General features: G+C 68.8%; 15 protein-coding genes and 1 pseudogene. 6 read left to right on the top strand and 10 right to left on the bottom strand.

Annotation, left to right across the window (positions count from 1 at the left end; translation table 11 throughout):
- Positions 1 to 320 precede the first annotated feature (320 nt).
- Genes ABD466_RS05745 through ABD466_RS05735 form a run of 3 tightly spaced genes read right to left on the bottom strand, consistent with a single transcriptional unit; the run spans position 321 to position 3875 of the window.
- A complete protein-coding gene (locus ABD466_RS05745; protein ID WP_425558555.1) occupies positions 321 to 878 on the bottom strand; it encodes a DUF488 domain-containing protein in 558 nt (185 codons plus the stop codon).
- Positions 879 to 892: 14 nt separating this feature from the next.
- Positions 893 to 3679, bottom strand: coding sequence for an aconitate hydratase (gene acnA / locus ABD466_RS05740; RefSeq protein WP_344655869.1), 2787 nt, complete (start codon positions 3677 to 3679; stop codon positions 893 to 895).
- Positions 3680 to 3692: 13 nt separating this feature from the next.
- Positions 3693 to 3875 carry a hypothetical protein gene (locus tag ABD466_RS05735; protein WP_344655868.1) on the bottom strand — a complete coding sequence of 61 codons (183 nt, stop codon included), beginning with the start codon at positions 3873 to 3875 and terminating at the stop codon, positions 3693 to 3695.
- An 87-nt stretch (positions 3876 to 3962) separates the two neighbouring features.
- On the opposite strand from ABD466_RS05735, the gene ABD466_RS05730 reads away from it, so the two are divergent.
- The 3 genes from ABD466_RS05730 (at position 3963) to ABD466_RS05720 (ending at position 7520) form a co-directional block, all read left to right on the top strand.
- Positions 3963 to 4217: a hypothetical protein gene (locus ABD466_RS05730; protein WP_344655867.1), complete on the top strand. Its 255-nt coding sequence runs from the start codon at positions 3963 to 3965 to the stop codon at positions 4215 to 4217.
- 198 nt (positions 4218 to 4415) lie between these two features.
- Entirely contained in the window at positions 4416 to 6806 is a 2391-nt protein-coding gene (locus ABD466_RS05725) for a BTAD domain-containing putative transcriptional regulator (protein ID WP_344655866.1), read from the top strand.
- Positions 6807 to 7166: 360 nt separating this feature from the next.
- Positions 7167 to 7520 (top strand): DUF488 domain-containing protein, encoded by a 354-nt coding sequence (locus ABD466_RS05720; protein ID WP_344655865.1) that lies wholly within the window; start codon positions 7167 to 7169, stop codon positions 7518 to 7520.
- A gap of 39 nt (positions 7521 to 7559) precedes the next feature.
- Here ABD466_RS05720 and ABD466_RS05715 read toward each other — a convergent pair whose 3' ends face one another.
- Positions 7560 to 8927, bottom strand: a complete 1368-nt coding sequence (locus ABD466_RS05715; protein ID WP_344655864.1) for a hypothetical protein — start codon at positions 8925 to 8927, stop codon at positions 7560 to 7562.
- Between the two features lie 207 nt (positions 8928 to 9134).
- Between ABD466_RS05715 and ABD466_RS05710 the strand changes: the two genes are divergently transcribed.
- The 3 genes and pseudogenes from ABD466_RS05710 to ABD466_RS44380 all read left to right on the top strand — a co-directional run.
- Positions 9135 to 9650, top strand: coding sequence for a hypothetical protein (locus ABD466_RS05710; protein ID WP_344655863.1), 516 nt, complete (start codon positions 9135 to 9137; stop codon positions 9648 to 9650).
- A 63-nt stretch (positions 9651 to 9713) separates the two neighbouring features.
- On the top strand, positions 9714 to 10433 hold the full coding sequence (locus tag ABD466_RS05705) for a thioredoxin domain-containing protein (RefSeq protein WP_344655862.1): 720 nt from the start codon (positions 9714 to 9716) through the stop codon (positions 10431 to 10433).
- A pseudogene (locus ABD466_RS44380) lies at positions 10370 to 10543 on the top strand (hypothetical protein); the annotation flags it as partial. The gene ABD466_RS05705 and the pseudogene ABD466_RS44380, both read left to right, overlap by 64 nt.
- A gap of 61 nt (positions 10544 to 10604) precedes the next feature.
- Here ABD466_RS44380 and ABD466_RS05700 read toward each other — a convergent pair.
- From ABD466_RS05700 to ABD466_RS05675, 6 genes are all read right to left on the bottom strand, one after another.
- Positions 10605 to 11375, bottom strand: a complete 771-nt coding sequence (locus tag ABD466_RS05700) for a helix-turn-helix transcriptional regulator (RefSeq protein WP_344655861.1) — start codon at positions 11373 to 11375, stop codon at positions 10605 to 10607.
- A 260-nt stretch (positions 11376 to 11635) separates the two neighbouring features.
- Positions 11636 to 12382 carry a succinate dehydrogenase/fumarate reductase iron-sulfur subunit gene (locus tag ABD466_RS05695; RefSeq protein WP_344655860.1) on the bottom strand — a complete coding sequence of 249 codons (747 nt, stop codon included), beginning with the start codon at positions 12380 to 12382 and terminating at the stop codon, positions 11636 to 11638.
- Positions 12379 to 14343: a fumarate reductase/succinate dehydrogenase flavoprotein subunit gene (locus ABD466_RS05690; protein ID WP_425558551.1), complete on the bottom strand. Its 1965-nt coding sequence runs from the start codon at positions 14341 to 14343 to the stop codon at positions 12379 to 12381. Before ABD466_RS05690 ends, ABD466_RS05695 begins: the two co-directional genes overlap by 4 nt.
- Before the next feature lies 1 nt (position 14344).
- Entirely contained in the window at positions 14345 to 15064 is a 720-nt protein-coding gene (locus tag ABD466_RS05685; protein ID WP_344655859.1) for a succinate dehydrogenase cytochrome b subunit, read from the bottom strand.
- A 289-nt stretch (positions 15065 to 15353) separates the two neighbouring features.
- Positions 15354 to 15902 carry a hypothetical protein gene (locus ABD466_RS05680; RefSeq protein ID WP_344655858.1) on the bottom strand — a complete coding sequence of 183 codons (549 nt, stop codon included), beginning with the start codon at positions 15900 to 15902 and terminating at the stop codon, positions 15354 to 15356.
- Between the two features lie 432 nt (positions 15903 to 16334).
- A complete protein-coding gene (locus tag ABD466_RS05675) occupies positions 16335 to 16904 on the bottom strand; it encodes a TetR/AcrR family transcriptional regulator (RefSeq protein WP_344655857.1) in 570 nt (189 codons plus the stop codon).
- Positions 16905 to 16961 lie beyond the last annotated feature (57 nt).

The following is a 16961-nucleotide window of genomic DNA, read 5'->3' as shown; positions in this document are numbered from 1 at the left end:
GAGCACGTCCGGCTGTCCGCGATCGAATTGTGGAAGAAAGAGGTGTGGCCGGCCGCGGAAAGGCAGCCGCGGCTTCAGGGGCGTGGATCCTCTTCGAGGACGAATCCGGGTGTGTCCTGAGGCCGCCGCATGCCAAGACCTGGGGGGAGGCGTGGCCAGACGTCGATCGTCCGGTTCGCGGGCGCGGCTCGGGCGTCCCGCCTCGCGGGGCCGGTTCTCCAGAGTTGTGCGCTGAGCTGCCAAAGAGATTGTGTTCATCTCATCCGTATGCCCTTGCTGGCAGCGTGCTCTGATCTGGTTGTCGCGGTGTGCGGCGGGCGTCAGCGGTCGTAGATGAGTAGGCCGTCGGCGCGTACTCGTGCGCCCGCGGTCGGTTGGTGCTCGGTCAGGTGTCCGTCGTGGCCGAGGTGCTGGACGCGGGTGTGTTGGATGAGCACGGCGTAGTCGGCGATGATGCGCCGGTGGCAGCGCCACCACAGTGTTTCCGCGCACATGACGGCGGTCGGGGTTGTTGCAGCCTGGTCGAGCAGTTCGTTCATGGCTTGAAGGAACTGCGGCTGTCGGGTGTATCCGGCGTAGCCGCGGAAGGATTCGTTCTCCCAGAAGGTGTCGGGTGAGTCCGGCGCCGTCTTGCGGAAGCCGCCGAGGCGGGGCTCCCATCGGTAGGAGATGTCGTGTTCGGGTAGCCAGTGGGTGAGGGCTTGGCGGGAGGCGTCGGGGTTGCGGCGGCTGCCGGGGGCGGTCCTGACGTCGACGACCGCGCGGATATGTGAGCCATGCAGCAGCCCAGCTATTTGAGTGCGATCGGCGAGTCCGTGGCCGAACGTGAACAGGCACGGTCCGTGCAGCTGTTCCTGCGATGTATCAGGGTTCGGCAACGTCGCCTCGGATGTCACTGGTCCGGCGCCGCGAGTCGGCGCAGCATGTAGGGCATGATGCCGCCGTGGCGGTAGTAGTCGGCTTCGCCGGGGGTGTCGATGCGTACGCGGGCGTCGAACTCGATCGTGGAGCCGTCTGGGGCGGCGGCGGTGACCTTGGCGTGTGCCGGAGGGCTCGCAACGTCGGTGAAGCCGCTGATGGTGTATCTCTCCTCGCCGGTGAGACCGAGGGTGTAGGCGTCGTGGCCGTGCGGGAATTCGAGGGGCAGGACGCCCATGCCGATGAGGTTGGAGCGGTGGATGCGTTCGTAGGATGCGGCGATGACGGCCTTGACTCCGAGCAGGGCCGTGCCCTTGGCTGCCCAGTCGCGCGAGGAACCGGACCCGTATTCCTTCCCTGCGATGACCAGCAGCGGCACGTTGTCCGCGGCGTAGCGTTGTGCGGCGTCGTAGATGGTCATGCGCTCGCCGTCGGGCAGGTGGCGGGTGACGCCGCCTTCGGTGGCGGGGGCGAGCAGGTTGTGCAGCCGGATGTTGGCGAAGGTGCCGCGGATCATCACTTCGTGGTTGCCGCGGCGGGAGCCGTAGGAGTTGAAGTCGCGCGGGGCGATGCCGTGCTCGCGCAGGTAGGTGCCGGCTGGGGAGTCGCGCTTGATCGCGCCGGCGGGCGAGATGTGGTCGGTGGTCACCGAATCCCCGAGCAGGGCCAGCACCCGGGCGCCGGTGATGTCGCGCAGCGCTTGGGGCTCTGCCGGGAGGGCGTCGAAGTAGGGGGGCCGGCGTACGTAGGTGGATTCGGGGTCCCAGGTGAAGGTGTCGCCGCTCGGGACGGCCAAGGCCTGCCAGCGTGCGTCGCCGTCGAGGACGTCGGCGTAGTCGTGTTCGAAGATGCCCGGGTTCAGGCAGGTGGCGATGAGCTCGTCGACCTCCTGCGCGTTGGGCCAGATCTCGCGCAGGTATACCGGGTTTCCGTCGCTGTCGGTGCCGAGCGGGTCGTGGGTCAGGTCGATGTCCATGGTGCCGGCGAGAGCGTAGGCGACGACCAGCGGTGGTGAGGCGAGGTAGTTGAGTTTGCTCTGGGGGTGGATACGGCCTTCGAAGTTGCGGTTGCCCGACAGGACCGAGCACACGGCGAGGTCGGCTTCGCTGATCGCCTGGGAGACAGGTTCGGGCAGGGGGCCGGAGTTTCCGATGCAGGTGGTGCATCCGTAGCCGACAAGGTCGAATCCGAGTTCGTTCAGGTAGGGGGTGAGTCCGGCGCGGTCGAAGTAGCCGGTGACGACCCTGGAGCCGGGGGCGAGGGTGGTTTTCACCCACGGCTTGGAGCGCAGTCCTCGTTCGACCGCGTTACGCGCCAGCAGGGCGGCGCCGAGCATGACGCGCGGGTTGGAGGTGTTGGTGCAGCTGGTGATGGCGGCGATCACGACGGCGCCGTGGTCGAGTTCGGCGCTCTCGCCGCCGTCCAGGTGGATGAGGACGGGCTTGCTCGGGGGTGCGTTGTTGCGCGTGTTCGCCGGTATCGGCCGGGGGCGGTCGCCTTGGTGGTTGCCGCTTACCGCGATCGGGTCGGAGGCGGGGAAGGACTCCGCGCCGCTCTCGTCGAGGCCGACCGCGCCGGCGATCGGCAGCAGGCCGCGCAGGGCGGCGTGAAAGGCCTCGGGTGCTTTCGCCAGTGGGATGCGGTCCTGCGGACGCTTCGGTCCGGCGATCGAGGGGGTGATGGTGGACAGGTCGAGTTCGATGACGCGGGTGTAGGCGCACTGGTGGTCCGGGTCGTGCCACAGGCCCTGTTCCTTGGCATACGCCTCGATCAGCGCCAGGTGCTCGGGGGTCCGGCCGGTCATGGCCAGGTAGGTGAGGGTTTCGGCGTCGATGGGGAAGACGGCGCTGGTGCAGCCGTACTCGGGGCTCATGTTGCCGAGGGTGGCGCGGTCGGCGAGCGGGATCTGCTCGACCGCCGGGCCGTGGAACTCCACGAAGGTGCCGACCACGCCCTGGGCGCGCAGCAGTTCGGCGACGGTGAGTACCAGGTCGGTGGCGGTGGTGCCCTCTGGCAGGCGACCGGTCAGCCGTACGCCGATCACCTGCGGGATGAGCATGCTCATCGGCTGGCCGAGCATCGCGGCCTCGGCCTCGATGCCGCCGACGCCCCAGCCCAGGACGCCCAGGCCGTTGACCATCGTGGTGTGCGAGTCGGTGCCGACCAGCGTGTCCGGGTAGGCCGAGCCGTCGTCGGTGAACACGACCCGCGCGAGGTGTTCGATGTTGATCTGGTGCACGATGCCGGTGCTGGGTGGCACGACCCGCAGTCCCTGGAAGGCCTTCTGGCCCCAGCGCAGGAACTGGTAGCGCTCTTGGTTTCGGTGGAATTCGAGCTCGACGTTGAGCTCCAGCGCATCGGGCCGGCCGTAGTGGTCGGCGATCACGGAGTGGTCGATGACCAGCTCGACGGGACGCAGCGGGTTGATCCTCGTCGGGTCGCCGCCGAGGTCGCGGATCGCCTCACGCATCGCGGCCAAGTCGACCAGGCAAGGCACGCCGGTGAAGTCCTGCATGAGTACCCGGGCCGGGGTGAACTGGATCTCCGCGGCAGGTTCGGCGGCCGGATCCCAGGCGGCGAGTGCTTGGATCTGCTCAGCGGTGACCACGCGCCCGTCTTCGTTGCGCAGGAGGTTCTCCAGCAACACCTTCAGGCTATACGGCAGACGGTCGGCGCCCTCGATCCGGTCGAGGCGGTGGATTGCATAGGTGGTGTCCGCCGCGGTGAGGGTGTCGCGGGTGCCGAAGCTGTCGAGGGACATCTGTCTTCTCCGCTCACGGGTCGCTACCGGCCTGATCGTCGCTCGCGTTCCTCATCGGGATGATCGCGATGATCGCCCTGCCGGTGATCAATGCCGGCCTGACAGTCATCGTGACGTCGACGGCTTGCGGTTTTCCTGCAGCCTTCGTCACGGCTCCCAGGTTGGCCATCGGATCGCGGCGCACGAAGCGGTACACGGCCTTACTGCAAGGAACCTGCAGGTCCCCAGAGCGAGCATGGGGCTGGTGGCTTCCATCCTTCTCAACCACGGAAGGCGATTCGGCATGAGCGACGATCTGGACTGGGCCCGACTGCCGGAGCCCGGAGATCCGGCGATGGTCGAGTGGCTGGAGAACGCCTCGTGTTCACCTCGGGTGAAGGCGCTGGCAGTGCGAGCGGTCAACGCGGCGGGCAAAGGCGTGTCCGCAGATCGCTGGCGGACTGCGGTGCTGGCCGAGCATCCGGAGGCGGGGACATTGCTCGCCGAAGCCAAGGAATGTATGCGGGCCGCAGGGCTGTGGCCCTGGCCCAAGAGCTGAGCCGTCCCGAGTGGATGCGCCCGCAATGCCGGGTAGGGACCATCGACGACGAAACCAAGGAACTAAAGACCCGGCCGTCTGCTCTACCTGCAGCGTTAGCCTGCGGTTGCGCCGAGTCCCTGCGGGGTTTCTACCATTGGATGCGGGGAACACGGCGTTGCCCGAGGTCGGTGACGCCGAGGTGGGAGCCACAGTGCGATGAACACGACACCGGATGGGGACGGCTCGGTACAAGCAGTGCCGGTCCGCATCCAGATGCTCGGTCGGTTCGCAACACGGCACGGTGACGTCGAGCTCCCGGCGCGCGAGTTCGGCGGCCGGCTGGCGGCGCGGCTGCTGCGCATGCTCGCGCTGCGCCGCGGCACTCTGCTGTCCAAGGACGTGATCGTAGAGGCGCTGTGGCCCAAGCAGCCACCGGCCGACGCGCCAGGCAACGTCGAAGTACTCGTCAGCCGGATCCGCCGGGCGCTGGGCGACCGGGCGCTGGTGGCGACCGGCCCAGGCGGGTACAGCCTGGTCGGGGACCGGCGGTGCTCCGTCGATGTCGAGGATTTCCTGAGCGCGGCCGCGTCCGCGCACGCCTCGGCGGGCCGTGACCCGGGCCGGGCATTGGCGGTGTTTCGCCGGGCCCTGGCGCTGTGGGGCGGTGAGCCGCTGGCCGAGGACGCGTATGAGGACTGGGCGCAGGAGCACCGCCGGCATCTGTGGCGGGTGCACCTGGAGGTACTGGAGGGGGCGGCGACGGCCGCGCTGGAGACCGGCGATCCGGTGGTGGCGCTGGAGTGGGCCCAGCAGGCGTGCGAGCAGGAGCCGTTGCGTGAGGCCGCGGCGTTGCTCACGGTCCGCGCTCTGGCCGCGGCCGGCGATCGGGCGGGAGCCTTGAGCCGGTTCGACGGCTTTGCCGCACGGCTGAGCGATGAGCTCGGCGTCGAGCCCTCGGCCGAGGCGCTGCAGCTGCGGCGACGAGTACTGTGCGACCAGATCCGTCCGAGGCCCGCGCGCCGCGACACCGCGGTGGCGCTGGGCACCGTCGGTTACAGCGACTCGCACTTCGAGGTCGCGGCGCGCATCGCCGGCTTGCCGGACCGTCAACGCGAGACCCTTGCGCTGCTTGCCCTGCTCGCACGGCACACCACAGCCAACGTTCTGGCATCGGCCGCGGACGCCGGCCAGCGCGAGATCCTTGACGCGCTCGACGTGCTATGCCGGTCCGGCCTGGCACTCCGCGAGCACAAGACCTACGTGATCACTCCCGGTCCGGTCGCGCGTGTGGTCACCCGCGCCATCGACCCGGTACGTCGGGCCCGGCTGCACCTACTGCTGGCCGATGCGCTGGTCGCCAACGCAGGCGATCCCGCCGAGGTCGCCGCACACCTGGCTGCCGGCGGAGACCGGCAGGCCGCGGCGCGCGCCTTCGCCGAAGCGTCCGAACGCCAACTGGACCGCCTCGCTGACCACGAGGCGCTACGCCTGGCGCACCAGGGGCTGACGGTGTGCGAGCGAGGCGAGACGCGCGTGTCGCTACTCAAGATCCGTGGCGAGGCCCATCGGCGGCTCGGCGAGCTGGACGCTGCGCGCACCGATTTGCAGGGGGCGCTTACGCAGGTGGCTCGAGGCACTGAGCGCTCCAGGATCCTGGCCCGGCTGGGGATCCTCGAGGCCCGGTCGCGGGACGCGGCGCGCGGGGACGAGTTGATATCCCTCGCCATCGCCGAGGCGGGCCGTGATCCGGCCGCGCTCGGCCAGTCCCTCGCAGCCGGGGCGATCGTGGACCTGACCTTGGAGCGGCAGAATCGTTCCCGGCGGCGCTTCAAGCAGGCCAGCCTGCTGCTCGAGCAGGCCGCGGATCCGGACGGAGCGGCGCGGCTGCTGTACTGGCGCGGCATGGCGCAGCTGATCGCCGGCCGGTTGCCCGAGGCGATCACCGAGCTGGGCGATCTGGCCGGTCTCCCCGTCACACCGGAGGAACTGCTGCGCTGGTGGGATCCTCAGGCGGCCCGCGGGCACGCTCTGGTGTTCGCTGCGCGACCGGCGGACGGACTGACCGAGATCGACCAGGCGCTCAGCCGTGCGCGGGCGGTCGGTCATCCCGTGCTGCGCTGCGGTTGCCTGTGGCACCGCAGTGAGGCGCTGTCCGCGCTGGACCGCCCGGATGAGGCGAGCGAGAACGCACAGGCCGCGGTGGAAATCGCCGAACGGATCGGGCATGCGGAGTGGAGCGCGGCGGCGTTGCGTGGCCTCGGGATCGCTCGGCAGACGGCTGGCGACCTGGCCGGCGCGGAGTCCGCCTTCGAGCGTTCGCGGTCGGCGGCGCCGGACAACGCGCTGTTCGCCACCTGGGCCTCGGCGCGGCTCGGCCTGATCCGGATCGGTCAGGGACGCTTGGCCGAGGCCGACGAGATGACCGCTTCGGCGCTTGAACACGGCGCTCCACTGGCCCGGCATGAGGCGCGGTGGGCGCGCGTCGAGCTGGCGCATGCCCGTGGCGAGGCGGGCGCGCCGGGCATGGCCGAGGACGCCCTGACAGCGGCCCGGGCCAGCGGCTACCTTGCCTTGGTACCCCGCCTGGCCGAGCTGGCCACCGCCTGACCTCGGCGAGCCTCGCCGGGCCGTCTTCGCCGCAGGCATCTCGCAAGCCGTGCGGAGCATGCTCACGACCATGGCGGCGACAGGGCGAGGACGCGGGGCGAAGGCGCAGTCCGTGTGCAGTGTTTCAGGCTCGTCGGCCCCCACCGGAGTGGGCGGGGAGGTGTCACGCGATGCCTTGAGAACTCGCGCCGCAGGTCCACGAGGCGTTCGACGACTTCAGCCGAGCGGTGTTCGCCAACGGCGCCTACGCCCACTCCACACTCGCCCTCCACGCGGTGGAAGAGACCTGACCGGCGCGTTGCCGCACGCCGGGGCGACGGCCGTCCCGAAGAAGACAAGGAGGCGGAAGGAGGAGTTTCGATGAAACCGAAAGTCAAGATCGGCCGCGTGTACGACGACACTCCCGCGAAGGACGGGATGCGGGTGCTGGTGGACCGGATATGGCCGCGCGGGCTGAAGAAGGAAGCGGCGCACCTGGACCAGTGGGCCAAGGACGTGGCGCCGTCCCCGAAGCTTCGCACGTGGTACGGCCACGATCCGGAGAAGTTCGACGAGTTCCGGCGCCGGTACAGCGCCGAGCTGGACGAGCCGGAGCGGGCGGAGGCGTTCGGCGAGTTGCGCGAGCTCGCTCACGCCAAGCCGCTGCTGCTGTTGACCGCGTCTCGCGACCTGGAGCACAGCCAGGCGGCCGTGCTGGCCGAGAAGCTCAGCTAAGGCCGCGGTACGGATAGCGGTTCCGGCCCGCGCAGCCAGTCACCGTGCGCTGCGGGCATTCAGTCCCGGTGTCCGCCGCGCCATCGCTTCGCCACCTGCGGCTTGCGATGACGGCTTGCGCGCTGCGACCAGCGCAGCGGCGATGAGCAGCGGGAAGGAGCCGAAGCCCGCCAGCACACCGATCCACCCGGCCACGCGCCACGCCTGGCCGCTGGCGGCGGCGAGGATCATCACCCCGGCATTGCCCAGCACTGCCCGGACCGGCCAGCCGTAAGCAAGGACGGCACTCATTCTCCGGTTGCCGGCCGGGCCGCCGCCGACCGTCACCGGAAGCAGGAAGCTGAGTGCTCCGGTCAGGATCTGCACCACCACACCGATACCGAGTACCGGGACCAAGACGTGGTCCAGCAGTGAATCGGCGGTGTCGGTCCCGAACGCCAACCCCACTACGTCGATACCGAGCGCGGCGATCAGCCACAGGTTGCCGGCCAGCAGCGCGAACGCGGGCGCCGAGCGTGGTCGGCCGGTACGCACCTCGCTGAGGGCAGGCTTCAAGGAATAGGTCACCGAACCCGCGTAGAGCGCCATCCCGGCCGCGGCCGTCCAGTGCGCGGCACCGAGTTCGGGGCTGAGCAGTAGGGATGCGACAGCGACGGCCAGGCCGGCGACTGCTCCCGTGAGGACCCTTCTGGCGACTGCGGGCGCGTCATCGACCATCCGGGTGCGCAGGACCGCGGGCCAGAGCATGAACTGGGTGCCGATCACACTCAGTCCGAGCCAGCCGAGCACGTTCAGGTGGGCGTGTGTGAGCACCACTGCCCGCTCCCAGGAATCAGAGTGGGCCGCATGGGATGCGAGCAGCGCACCGAGGCTCGCGCCCAAGGCAAGCGCGAACCCACCAGCCACATAGAAACGCACAGTGATCCGTAGGCGGCCTGCCATAGTGGCACCGCGAGCCATCGCGATCAGGCTCATGACATGCGCGATCACCGCTGCGGCGACCAGCGTCGCGCCGGCGATCGCCAGTGGCGTCCAGGCGGCCGCGACGCCGGCCAGGACTGACACGACCCCGGCGTTCAGGACGCCCAGACGCGTGTGAGCGGCATTCTCCGAACCGGGCCTGGCGTGCAGCAGGGCCTGTGTGAAGTGACGGCTCCAGACGAACACCGCGTTGGTGGCGGCTCCGAGCAGCAGCAGGTGCAGCGCCAGCCACTGCGGAACCGGGACGGCTCGCTGGGCCACGATCACCACCACTGCTGCGAGCAGGTAACCCGTCACCAGTGCGGCGGCCACCATGTGCCGACGGCGGCGCGGCCGCGGTGAGGTCGAGTCGACCAACGGCAGACGCCGGTATCCGGGCGTTTGTGCACCGACGCCTGCCGGCGCGCCGGGCATGGGCTCAGCCACCGCATCCTCCTCGATCGAGTTTACACAATCCACATTGTGAGAACTATCGAAGCCTAGCAGCCGACATCTCCCCTCGAGCAGGGTCGAAAGTCCCTGACCGGGTACGGCCGAGGGTCCTCTTCCGAGGCGGTGCCCGAGCTCCTATAGTAAATACAAGGAGGCTAGTAGAAATTACGGTCTCGGCAGCGAGAGCGAAGGTGGAACGCCATGACGAACACCCTGGAGGCCTGCATCGAGGGAACCGAGATGACTCCTCTCACGCAGGCGCACAACCCGCTGCAGCAGGTCCACCAGTGCCTCACCGGCACGCTTCGCCCAAAGGTCGCGCTGCTGACACAGCTGGATCTCGGCCCCCAAGCCCGGGAACGAGTCCAGGCCGCCCTGGCGCAGTTCTGCGACGGCCCGCTGCGCGACTACCTGGATACCTGCGACCAGCGGCTCTACGTGTCCGCGGCCGGCGAGCCGGAGACACGCCTGCTCATCCTCGCCCTGCGCACCAGTGCCGCCGTTCTGCGCCGGCACCTCGACGCGCTGCCGAACGCCGACGAGGCACCCATCGTCACCTCACTGGCCGAATCGATCGACGCTCTGCTGGCCGCGCACCTCGCGATCGAGCGCACCGTCCTGCTGCCCGCGCTCCCCGCTCATGCCGCCACCGAGGTGCTCGCCCTGGTCACCGAACTCGAAGCGCGACTCGGCTGCCAGGTGACAAGCCCCGCGTGAGGTTGAACCAGTGCCGGCATCGCCACCGATGCGCAGACCCACAAAGAGCGAGAAGAGCATGCCATGAAACTGAAGACGATCGTTTATGCGGATTTCAACAGCCCTCTGTGTTACCTGGCCGGGCTCTGGGCCGACCGGCGCCGGGCCGAAGGCATCGAAACCGACTGGCGCGCGGTCGAACACCTCCCGAGCCTGTCGCATCTCGGCGTCCCGAACGCTGCCGCCCCGCCCGCACTGCTTCACGAGCTCGTCGAGGCCGCACGACTGCCCGTTCCAGAGGGTCGGGACAGGCTGCCGGACGCCCTGCCACAGATCATCTCCAACACCCAAGCCGCCACCGCCGCCTACGCCGAAGCGGTCACCGACGGCGTCCACGACGAACTCCGCCGGCACCTCCTGCGAGCGATCTGGATCGAGAACCGGCACCTGAGCAGCGCATACGAGGTACGCCGGATCATCACCGACATCACGTACCCGCGCGTGCCCATCGGCCCTTACAGCAGCAGCGACCTCCCCCTGCCGGTGAACCGCGATCCGGACCTGTGGAGAGCCGTCCGCCGATCGGGCGGCACCATCGCCCCGGACGGAGGCCCGCTCACCACGATCGCCTACCGACGCATCCGCACCTGGCGTGAGCAGTGGCGTGCGCTGGATCGGCCGGACCTGCCGGTCCTGATCGACGAGCGCGGCGCACTCCATGCCGGGCAGGATGCGGTCGTTTGGCTGGCCGGGCAACCCGCCCCGACCCCAGTGCGGCCGCTGCCGGTTCCGAGTCTTCTCTGACTGACCTTCTCGCCTACCTGGAGTCCGAGATCCTGCCTCATGCCAAGGCCGAGGAAGGCACCCTCTACCAGGCAGCGATCACCCAGGCACGCGGTAGCGACCTGGTGCGCACGCTGACCGGCGAGCACACCGAGCTGATCGGTCTGGTCGAGCGGCTTCATGGGCGGCTGCCTACGTGCCACCTATGGCATCCGGATCTGCTTCGCTGGCAGGGGCCTGCGTGTCTTCGCCGTGGTTACGGTTCGAAGGGCTCAGGTGCGCCATGCACAGGCTCGGCTCGACGAAGGGGTCGAGCCGGTCGGCCTGCAGCGGAGCGCGCATTACATCGAGCGCGCCTTGCATCAGGCCCAGGTGCAGCGAGCACACCACGTTCCGGTGATGCTCGGCGACTTCACGGAACGGGCAGTGTCTGAGTTCGATCCGGACGCCGTCGGCATCGCCTGGAGACTGATCGTCCCGGGCCTGGGCCTGGGGCGCGAACCCGATCTCGGAGAGGATGCCGACCAGCCGCCGGGTCGCCGCGGGCGGGTTCAGCCGCTCGTACGGTGCCGGGCGCTCGGTCAGATATCCACCCCAGGCATGGCCCGCCTCGCGCGCGAGTTGTTCGGGTCGCGGCACGTTTTCGGCGACCAAGGTCGTGAGGATCTCGGCGAGCAGGCGGTAGCTGCGCAGCCCGGCTGCCGCGTCGCCGGGCACGGCCTGGTAGACGGTGCGTGGACGGCCTGGCTGGTCCCGATCCTCCGTGTCGCGTTGTGCATACCCGTCTTCAACAAGCCCGTCGAGATGGAAACGCGCGGTGTTCGGGTGCAGTCCAGTCTGTTCGGCGATGTCCTGCACTCCCAGCGGCTGCGCTGCTGTACGCAACAGCTCCAGCACTCGTGCACGGCTCTCGCCGAGTGCCGCCGCCGGCGCCGGATCGCTCAAGGACCGCTCGCCTACCATGCCACCCATTTTAGACCATCTTGTATAGTAGAAACGAGCGTCGCCTCGTGGGGGGGGCACGATGCCACACGTGCGGCGAGTGATATGCACCGTCCAGCCACCCGACAAAGTGTCGCCTTGCCGGGCCCTGGAAGTTTGGCCCAGTCCATCATCGGCTCTGGAACGCACCTCCGCGCTCGGGATCACGACCGACCTCGATGCTCTTCCCGCGTGCCCGCAGGTTTCTTGCAGCCGGCCGCAGCTGTGGAGGGCGACACAGATCAGCCGCTATGGAGCAGGGCGGAGAGCATGTCGCGGTGATAGCGCGAGATGACGTCCAATTGGATGCCCTTGGGGCACACGGCGGTGCATTCGCCGATCTGCGTGCATCCGCCGAAGCCCTCCTCGTCGTGGCGGGTAACCATGCCGAGTACGCGTGAGCGCCGTTCGGGCTGGCCCTGTGGCAGCAGGCCGAGGTGGGTGATCTTCGCGCCGAGGAAGAGTGCCGCTGAGCCGTTGGGGCAGGCCGCCACGCACGCACCGCATCCGATGCAGGTCGCCGCGTCGAACGCCGCATCGGCGTCGTCTTTCGGCACCAGGATGCTGTGCGCCTCGGGGGCGGAGCCGGTCGGGATGCTGATGTAGCCGCCGGCCTCGATGATCCGGTCGAGGGAACCGCGGTCGACAACCAAGTCCTTGACGATGGGGAAGGGGCCCGCACGCCACGGCTCGACGTCGATCACCGCGCCGTCGGCGAAGCTGCGCATGTGGAGCTGGCAGGTGGTGACCAGCGCCTGCGGCCCGTGCGCGACACCGTCGATCACCAGGCCGCACATGCCGCAGATGCCCTCGCGGCAGTCGCTGTCGAACGCGACCGGGTCTTCGCCGGCCACGGTGAGCCGTTCGTTCAGGACGTCCAGCACCTCGAGGAACGACATGTCGGGGGAGATGTCCTCGACCTGGTAGGGGATCATGCGCCCAGGTTGCACTGGACTCTCCTGCCGCCAAATGCGCAGGGTGACGTTCACGTGTAGCTCCTCGCCTTCAGCTCCACGTATTTGAAGGTCAGCTTCTCCTTGTGCAGGATCGGCGGGCCGGCCTCGCCGGAACGTTCCCAAGCGGCGACGTAGGCGAAGTCCTTGTCGTCGCGCAGGGCCTCGCCGTCCTGGGTTTGGTGCTCGGCGCGGAAGTGGCATCCGCACGACTCGTCGCGGTGCAGGGCGTCGATGCACATCAGCTCGCCGAGCTCGAGGAAGTCGGCCACCCGGCCCGCTCGCTCCAGCGCCTGGTTCAGTTCCTGGGTGCCGCCGGCGACCTTGACGTCGGACCAGAACTCGTCCCGCAGCGTGCGAATGGCGCCGAGAGCGGTCAGCAAGCCTTCACGGGTGCGCTCCATGCCGCAGTGGTCCCAAAGCAGCGCACCCAGTTGCTTGTGGAAGAAGACAGGAGAGCGGCGTCCCTTGATGCCCAGCAGACGGCTGATCCTGTCCTGCACGGCGGCGAGCGCTTCCCGGGCCGCGGGGTGGCGCTCATCGAGCTTTTCGAACGGGCCGACGGACAGGTAGTGGGCCAGTGTGGTCGGCAGGACGAAGTAGCCGTCGGCGAGCCCCTGCATCAGGGCGCTCGCCCCGAGGCGGTTGGCCCCGTGGTCGGAGAAGTTGGCCTCGCCGATGACGAACAGGCCCGGGATCGTACTCTGCAGGTCGTAGTCGACCCATAGCCCGCCCATCGTGTAGTGCACAGCCGGATAGATCCGCATCGGGGCCCGGTAGGGGTCTTCGGCGGTGATCTGCTGGTACATGTCGAACAGATTTCCGTAGCGTTCCTCAATTACGGACCGACCGAGACGGGCAATGGCATCAGCAAAGTCGAGATAGACGCCGAGCCCGCCCGGGCCGACTCCGAACCCCCGGTCGCAGACGTTCTTCGCCGCACGCGAGGCCACATCGCGCGGCACAAGATTGCCGAAGGCGGGATAACGCCGCTCCAGGAAGTAGTCCCGTTCTGTTTTGGGGATCTCGCTCGGGAGCCGGCTGTCACCCGCGCGCGCGGGCACCCAGATGCGACCGTCGTTGCGAAGCGACTCGCTCATCAGCGTCAGCTTGGACTGGTGCTCGCCGCTGACCGGGATACAGGTGGGGTGGATCTGGGTGAAACACGGGTTGGCGAACAGCGCGCCTCGGCGGTGGGCGCGCCAAATCGCGGTGGCGTTGCAGCCGACAGCGTTGGTGGACAGGTAGAAGGCGTTGCTGTAGCCACCGGTGGCGAGTACCACTGCGTCCGCGAAATGGGCCGAGACTTCTCCGGTGACCAGGTTGCGCACCACCACGCCCCGGGCGCGGCCGTCGGCGATGATCACGTCGAGCATCTCGTGTCGGGCGTGCACCGACACCGTTCCGGCCCCGACCTGCCGCTCCAACGCTTGATACGCGCCGAGCAGCAGTTGCTGGCCCGTCTGGCCGCGGGCGTAGAAGGTCCGGGAGACTTGGACGCCGCCGAAGGAGCGGTTGTCCAGAAGCCCGCCGTACTCCCGCGCGAACGGGACGCCCTGGGCCACGCATTGGTCGATGATGTCCACGCTGACCTGGGCGAGCCGGTAGACGTTGGACTCCCGCGCGCGGAAGTCGCCACCCTTGACGGTGTCGTAGAACAACCGCATCGCGCTGTCGCCGTCGTTGCGATAGTTCTTCGCGGCGTTGATGCCGCCCTGCGCCGCGATGCTGTGCGCGCGGCGAGGCGAGTCTTGGAAACAGAACACCTCGACCCGGTAGCCCGCCTCGCCCAGCGTCGCGGCCGCGGAACCGCCCGCCAGACCGGTGCCGACCACGATCACCGACAGGGCGCGTCGGTTGGCCGGGTTGACCAGTCGGGCATCGAACCGCCGGGCATCCCAGCGCTCCTCGATCGGGCCGGACGGCGTCTTGGTGTCGGCGATCGGCGTCCCCACGGTGAAGAGGGCTGGCACCGAGGCGGCTGCAGTGTCGCTCACCCTAGTCGATCCCTCCGAACAGCACCGTCCATGGCGGAACGAGAAAGCCGACCGTGATCACGGCCGCCACCACGATCGCCCAGGCGTTCAGGACCCGCCGACGGTGCACGGAGGTGTTCGCCCCCAGCGTCGCGAAGGCGGCCCAGAACCCGTGCCGGAGGTGGAGCCCGAGCGCGATCAGGGCAGCGGTGTAGCTGAGCACGACCCACCAGATCTCGAACCCGTTCACGGTCCTCACGTAGGGGCTCGACGAGGCCCCGCCCGGGTGGATCGTGTCCGTCGACAAATGCAGCAGGTGATAGACCACGAACAGCGCAATGGTCACCCCTCCCCAGCGCATCGTGAACGAGGAGTAGCTGCGCTGCACACCGCGCCGCGCCTTGCCACTCTCGTAGCGCCATCCGCCCCGTCCCTCAGTAGCCCGGCGAGAGCGTGCCCACAGGGTCAGGGCGGCGGCGATATGGGTCAGTACGCTCAGCAGCAGGATCACCCGGATGATCCACAGCGCCCCTGAGAACGGAAGAAACGGCTCGCCGACTGTGCGCAAATGGCGTGCGTAGTTGTCGAAAGCCGCCTGGCCGTAGAACAACTTGAGGTTGCCGTACATGTGGACCACAAGGAAAAGGATCATGATCAGGCCGGTGACCGCCATCGCGGCTTTCAACGCCACGGTGGAGCGCGGCGCTGCTCGACGGGCCGTCGTAGTGGAAGCGGTGGTCACCAGCCCAGGATTCGCCTGGATGAGAAAGTCGGCCTCCGGAGGCGGAGGCGATTGATCCGGGCATCACAGGAATCACCCGAGCGGCCGTGTCGCGTGGCGGAAGAGAGAGTCGACGCCCTTCGGGCAGAGATCTGACCGTCGGCACGCTACCTGTGACCTCCTGGCAGGGGCCGACCGCAGCACGGCCGTAGAGACGCGCCCGCCACGAGGCCGCGCCCAGGGCGAGGCGCGCCGACACCGGTCCGCCCGCGCGGAGGGCCGTCGAGGTTGGGGCACTACCCTGCCCGCGTCAGGCAGTCGAGGCTGGGAGCCCGGGACGGCCGTGCGCGGCCAGGACCGCGTTCACGTATTCGTGCTCGTTGATCGGCACGCCGCGGTCACCGAACAGGGCGAACAGGTCGGCCAGTGCCCGCGGTTCGGTACCACGCGGGAGGTACTCGCGGGTGACAGCGAGCCTGCCGACCAGAGGGCCGGGGCGGAGACGCCTCGCGACGCTGGGCCGGGTGGCGGGCAAAGCCTTGAGGCGTATGTGAAGGGCCATATATTTGTAGCCGTTGGACTCCCGGTGGAACCTCAGCTCGAGACCCTGGACGGCCCGCCAAGGGATCCTGCGCCATATCAGCAGCCGTACCAAGATCAGCCCCTGGTCATCGGCCCGGAGCCAGTAGGCGTACGGCACCGCTGCGGCCAAGACCACCACACACGCCGCGCCGAGCAGCCAACCAGCGAAGTCGGCGCCGTTGAACACGAGCACAAATATCGCGGCCACCCCCAGCAGCAACCCGCCAGTGAACATTTCCGGGAATCGCCGCATGAAGGCCAGCCGCACCGTCGTCATCTTTGTCCCCCCCGCTCCAGGCAACGCCGGTCAGATACTGCCCGGATACCGTTTCCGGTTACCGTACCGAGGCAAGCTGACCGCTGACCACCGAATGGCGTCAGAAGGTCATCCGAACTGGAGAACAGCGGTCTGCCCCGCAGCTCTCGCCCGGCGATCCTTGCCGGTGAAAGGCTCCGATGCCACCCGCCCGCCACCGCCCGGCAGGCCGGCAAATCGCAAACCGGCTGACCGGCATCTTCCTGGGACAGCCGTCGATCAGCACGCTGCCATCATGGAAGGAGACATCACCGAGCCAGGTGGTCCCGAGACCGTCCGCGAGGTGGGGATCCCGGTCCCCGAGCCGGGACCGGGGCAGGTCGCGATCGCGGTTGGACGATCTGCGGGCGTCTTCACCGCTTGGTGGCGGGACAGCTCGATCGGGATGGATGTCTATCGGTAACGGAGCCCCTTCATCAGCAGATCGAGCAGACGCCCCACCCGAGCCTGCTGCCCCGGAGCCGCAGTGGCCATCGACAGTCCGCTCAAGCTGAACAGCACGTCTTCGGGGTCGATGCCGGGCGCCAGGAGGCCGGCGGCCGCTCCGGCTTCGAGCAGTTCCGCGAGAGCCGCGGTCAGCATGGCGCGGCTCTGGGAGAACGGGTCGCCGCCTGAGGCGACGAGTGCGCGCAGCGCGTCGGCCATGCCGCGTTTGGTGGTCATGTAGTCGACGAAGCCGTTCATCCAGGCCCGCAGCGCTTCGTCCGGTTTCCGGGTCGCCAGCAGTTCGCCGGTCGAGGCGCAGAGTTTGGCCAGTTCGCTGCGGTAGGCCGCGTCGACGAGTTCCTCGCGGGTGGCGAAGTGGCGGTAGAGGGTGCCGATGCCCACGCCGGCCCGCTTGGCGATCGCGTCGAGGGAAACGTCGGGTCCGTCGTGGGAGAAGGCCTGGACGGCGACTTCGACGAGGCGGTCACGGTTGCGGCGCGCGTCGGCGCGGAGCGGCCGAGAGTCGGGCGCGGTCACGGACGTGCTCCTTCGTTCTTCCGGACGCGTGCGGTTGCAAAACGGAGGATCCTCCGC

This window comes from Catenulispora subtropica (assembly GCF_039531675.1).
GTDB classification, from domain to species: Bacteria; Actinomycetota; Actinomycetes; order Streptomycetales; family Catenulisporaceae; genus Catenulispora; species Catenulispora subtropica.
This window is presented reverse-complemented; position numbering and strand designations above follow the sequence as displayed.

Excerpts from the sequence above, each read along its gene's own strand:
- ABD466_RS05700 (WP_344655861.1), bottom strand. The coding sequence starts at position 11,375 with ATGGTAGGCGAGCGGTCCTTGAGCGATCCGGCGCCGGCGGCGGCACTC.
- ABD466_RS05730 (WP_344655867.1), top strand. The coding sequence starts at position 3,963 with ATGAGCGACGATCTGGACTGGGCCCGACTGCCGGAGCCCGGAGATCCG.
- ABD466_RS05720 (WP_344655865.1), top strand. The coding sequence starts at position 7,167 with ATGAAACCGAAAGTCAAGATCGGCCGCGTGTACGACGACACTCCCGCG.
- acnA (WP_344655869.1), bottom strand. The coding sequence starts at position 3,679 with ATGTCCCTCGACAGCTTCGGCACCCGCGACACCCTCACCGCGGCGGAC.
- ABD466_RS05725 (WP_344655866.1), top strand. The coding sequence starts at position 4,416 with ATGAACACGACACCGGATGGGGACGGCTCGGTACAAGCAGTGCCGGTC.
- ABD466_RS05680 (WP_344655858.1), bottom strand. The coding sequence starts at position 15,902 with ATGACGACGGTGCGGCTGGCCTTCATGCGGCGATTCCCGGAAATGTTC.
- ABD466_RS05710 (WP_344655863.1), top strand. The coding sequence starts at position 9,135 with ATGACGAACACCCTGGAGGCCTGCATCGAGGGAACCGAGATGACTCCT.
- ABD466_RS05705 (WP_344655862.1), top strand. The coding sequence starts at position 9,714 with ATGAAACTGAAGACGATCGTTTATGCGGATTTCAACAGCCCTCTGTGT.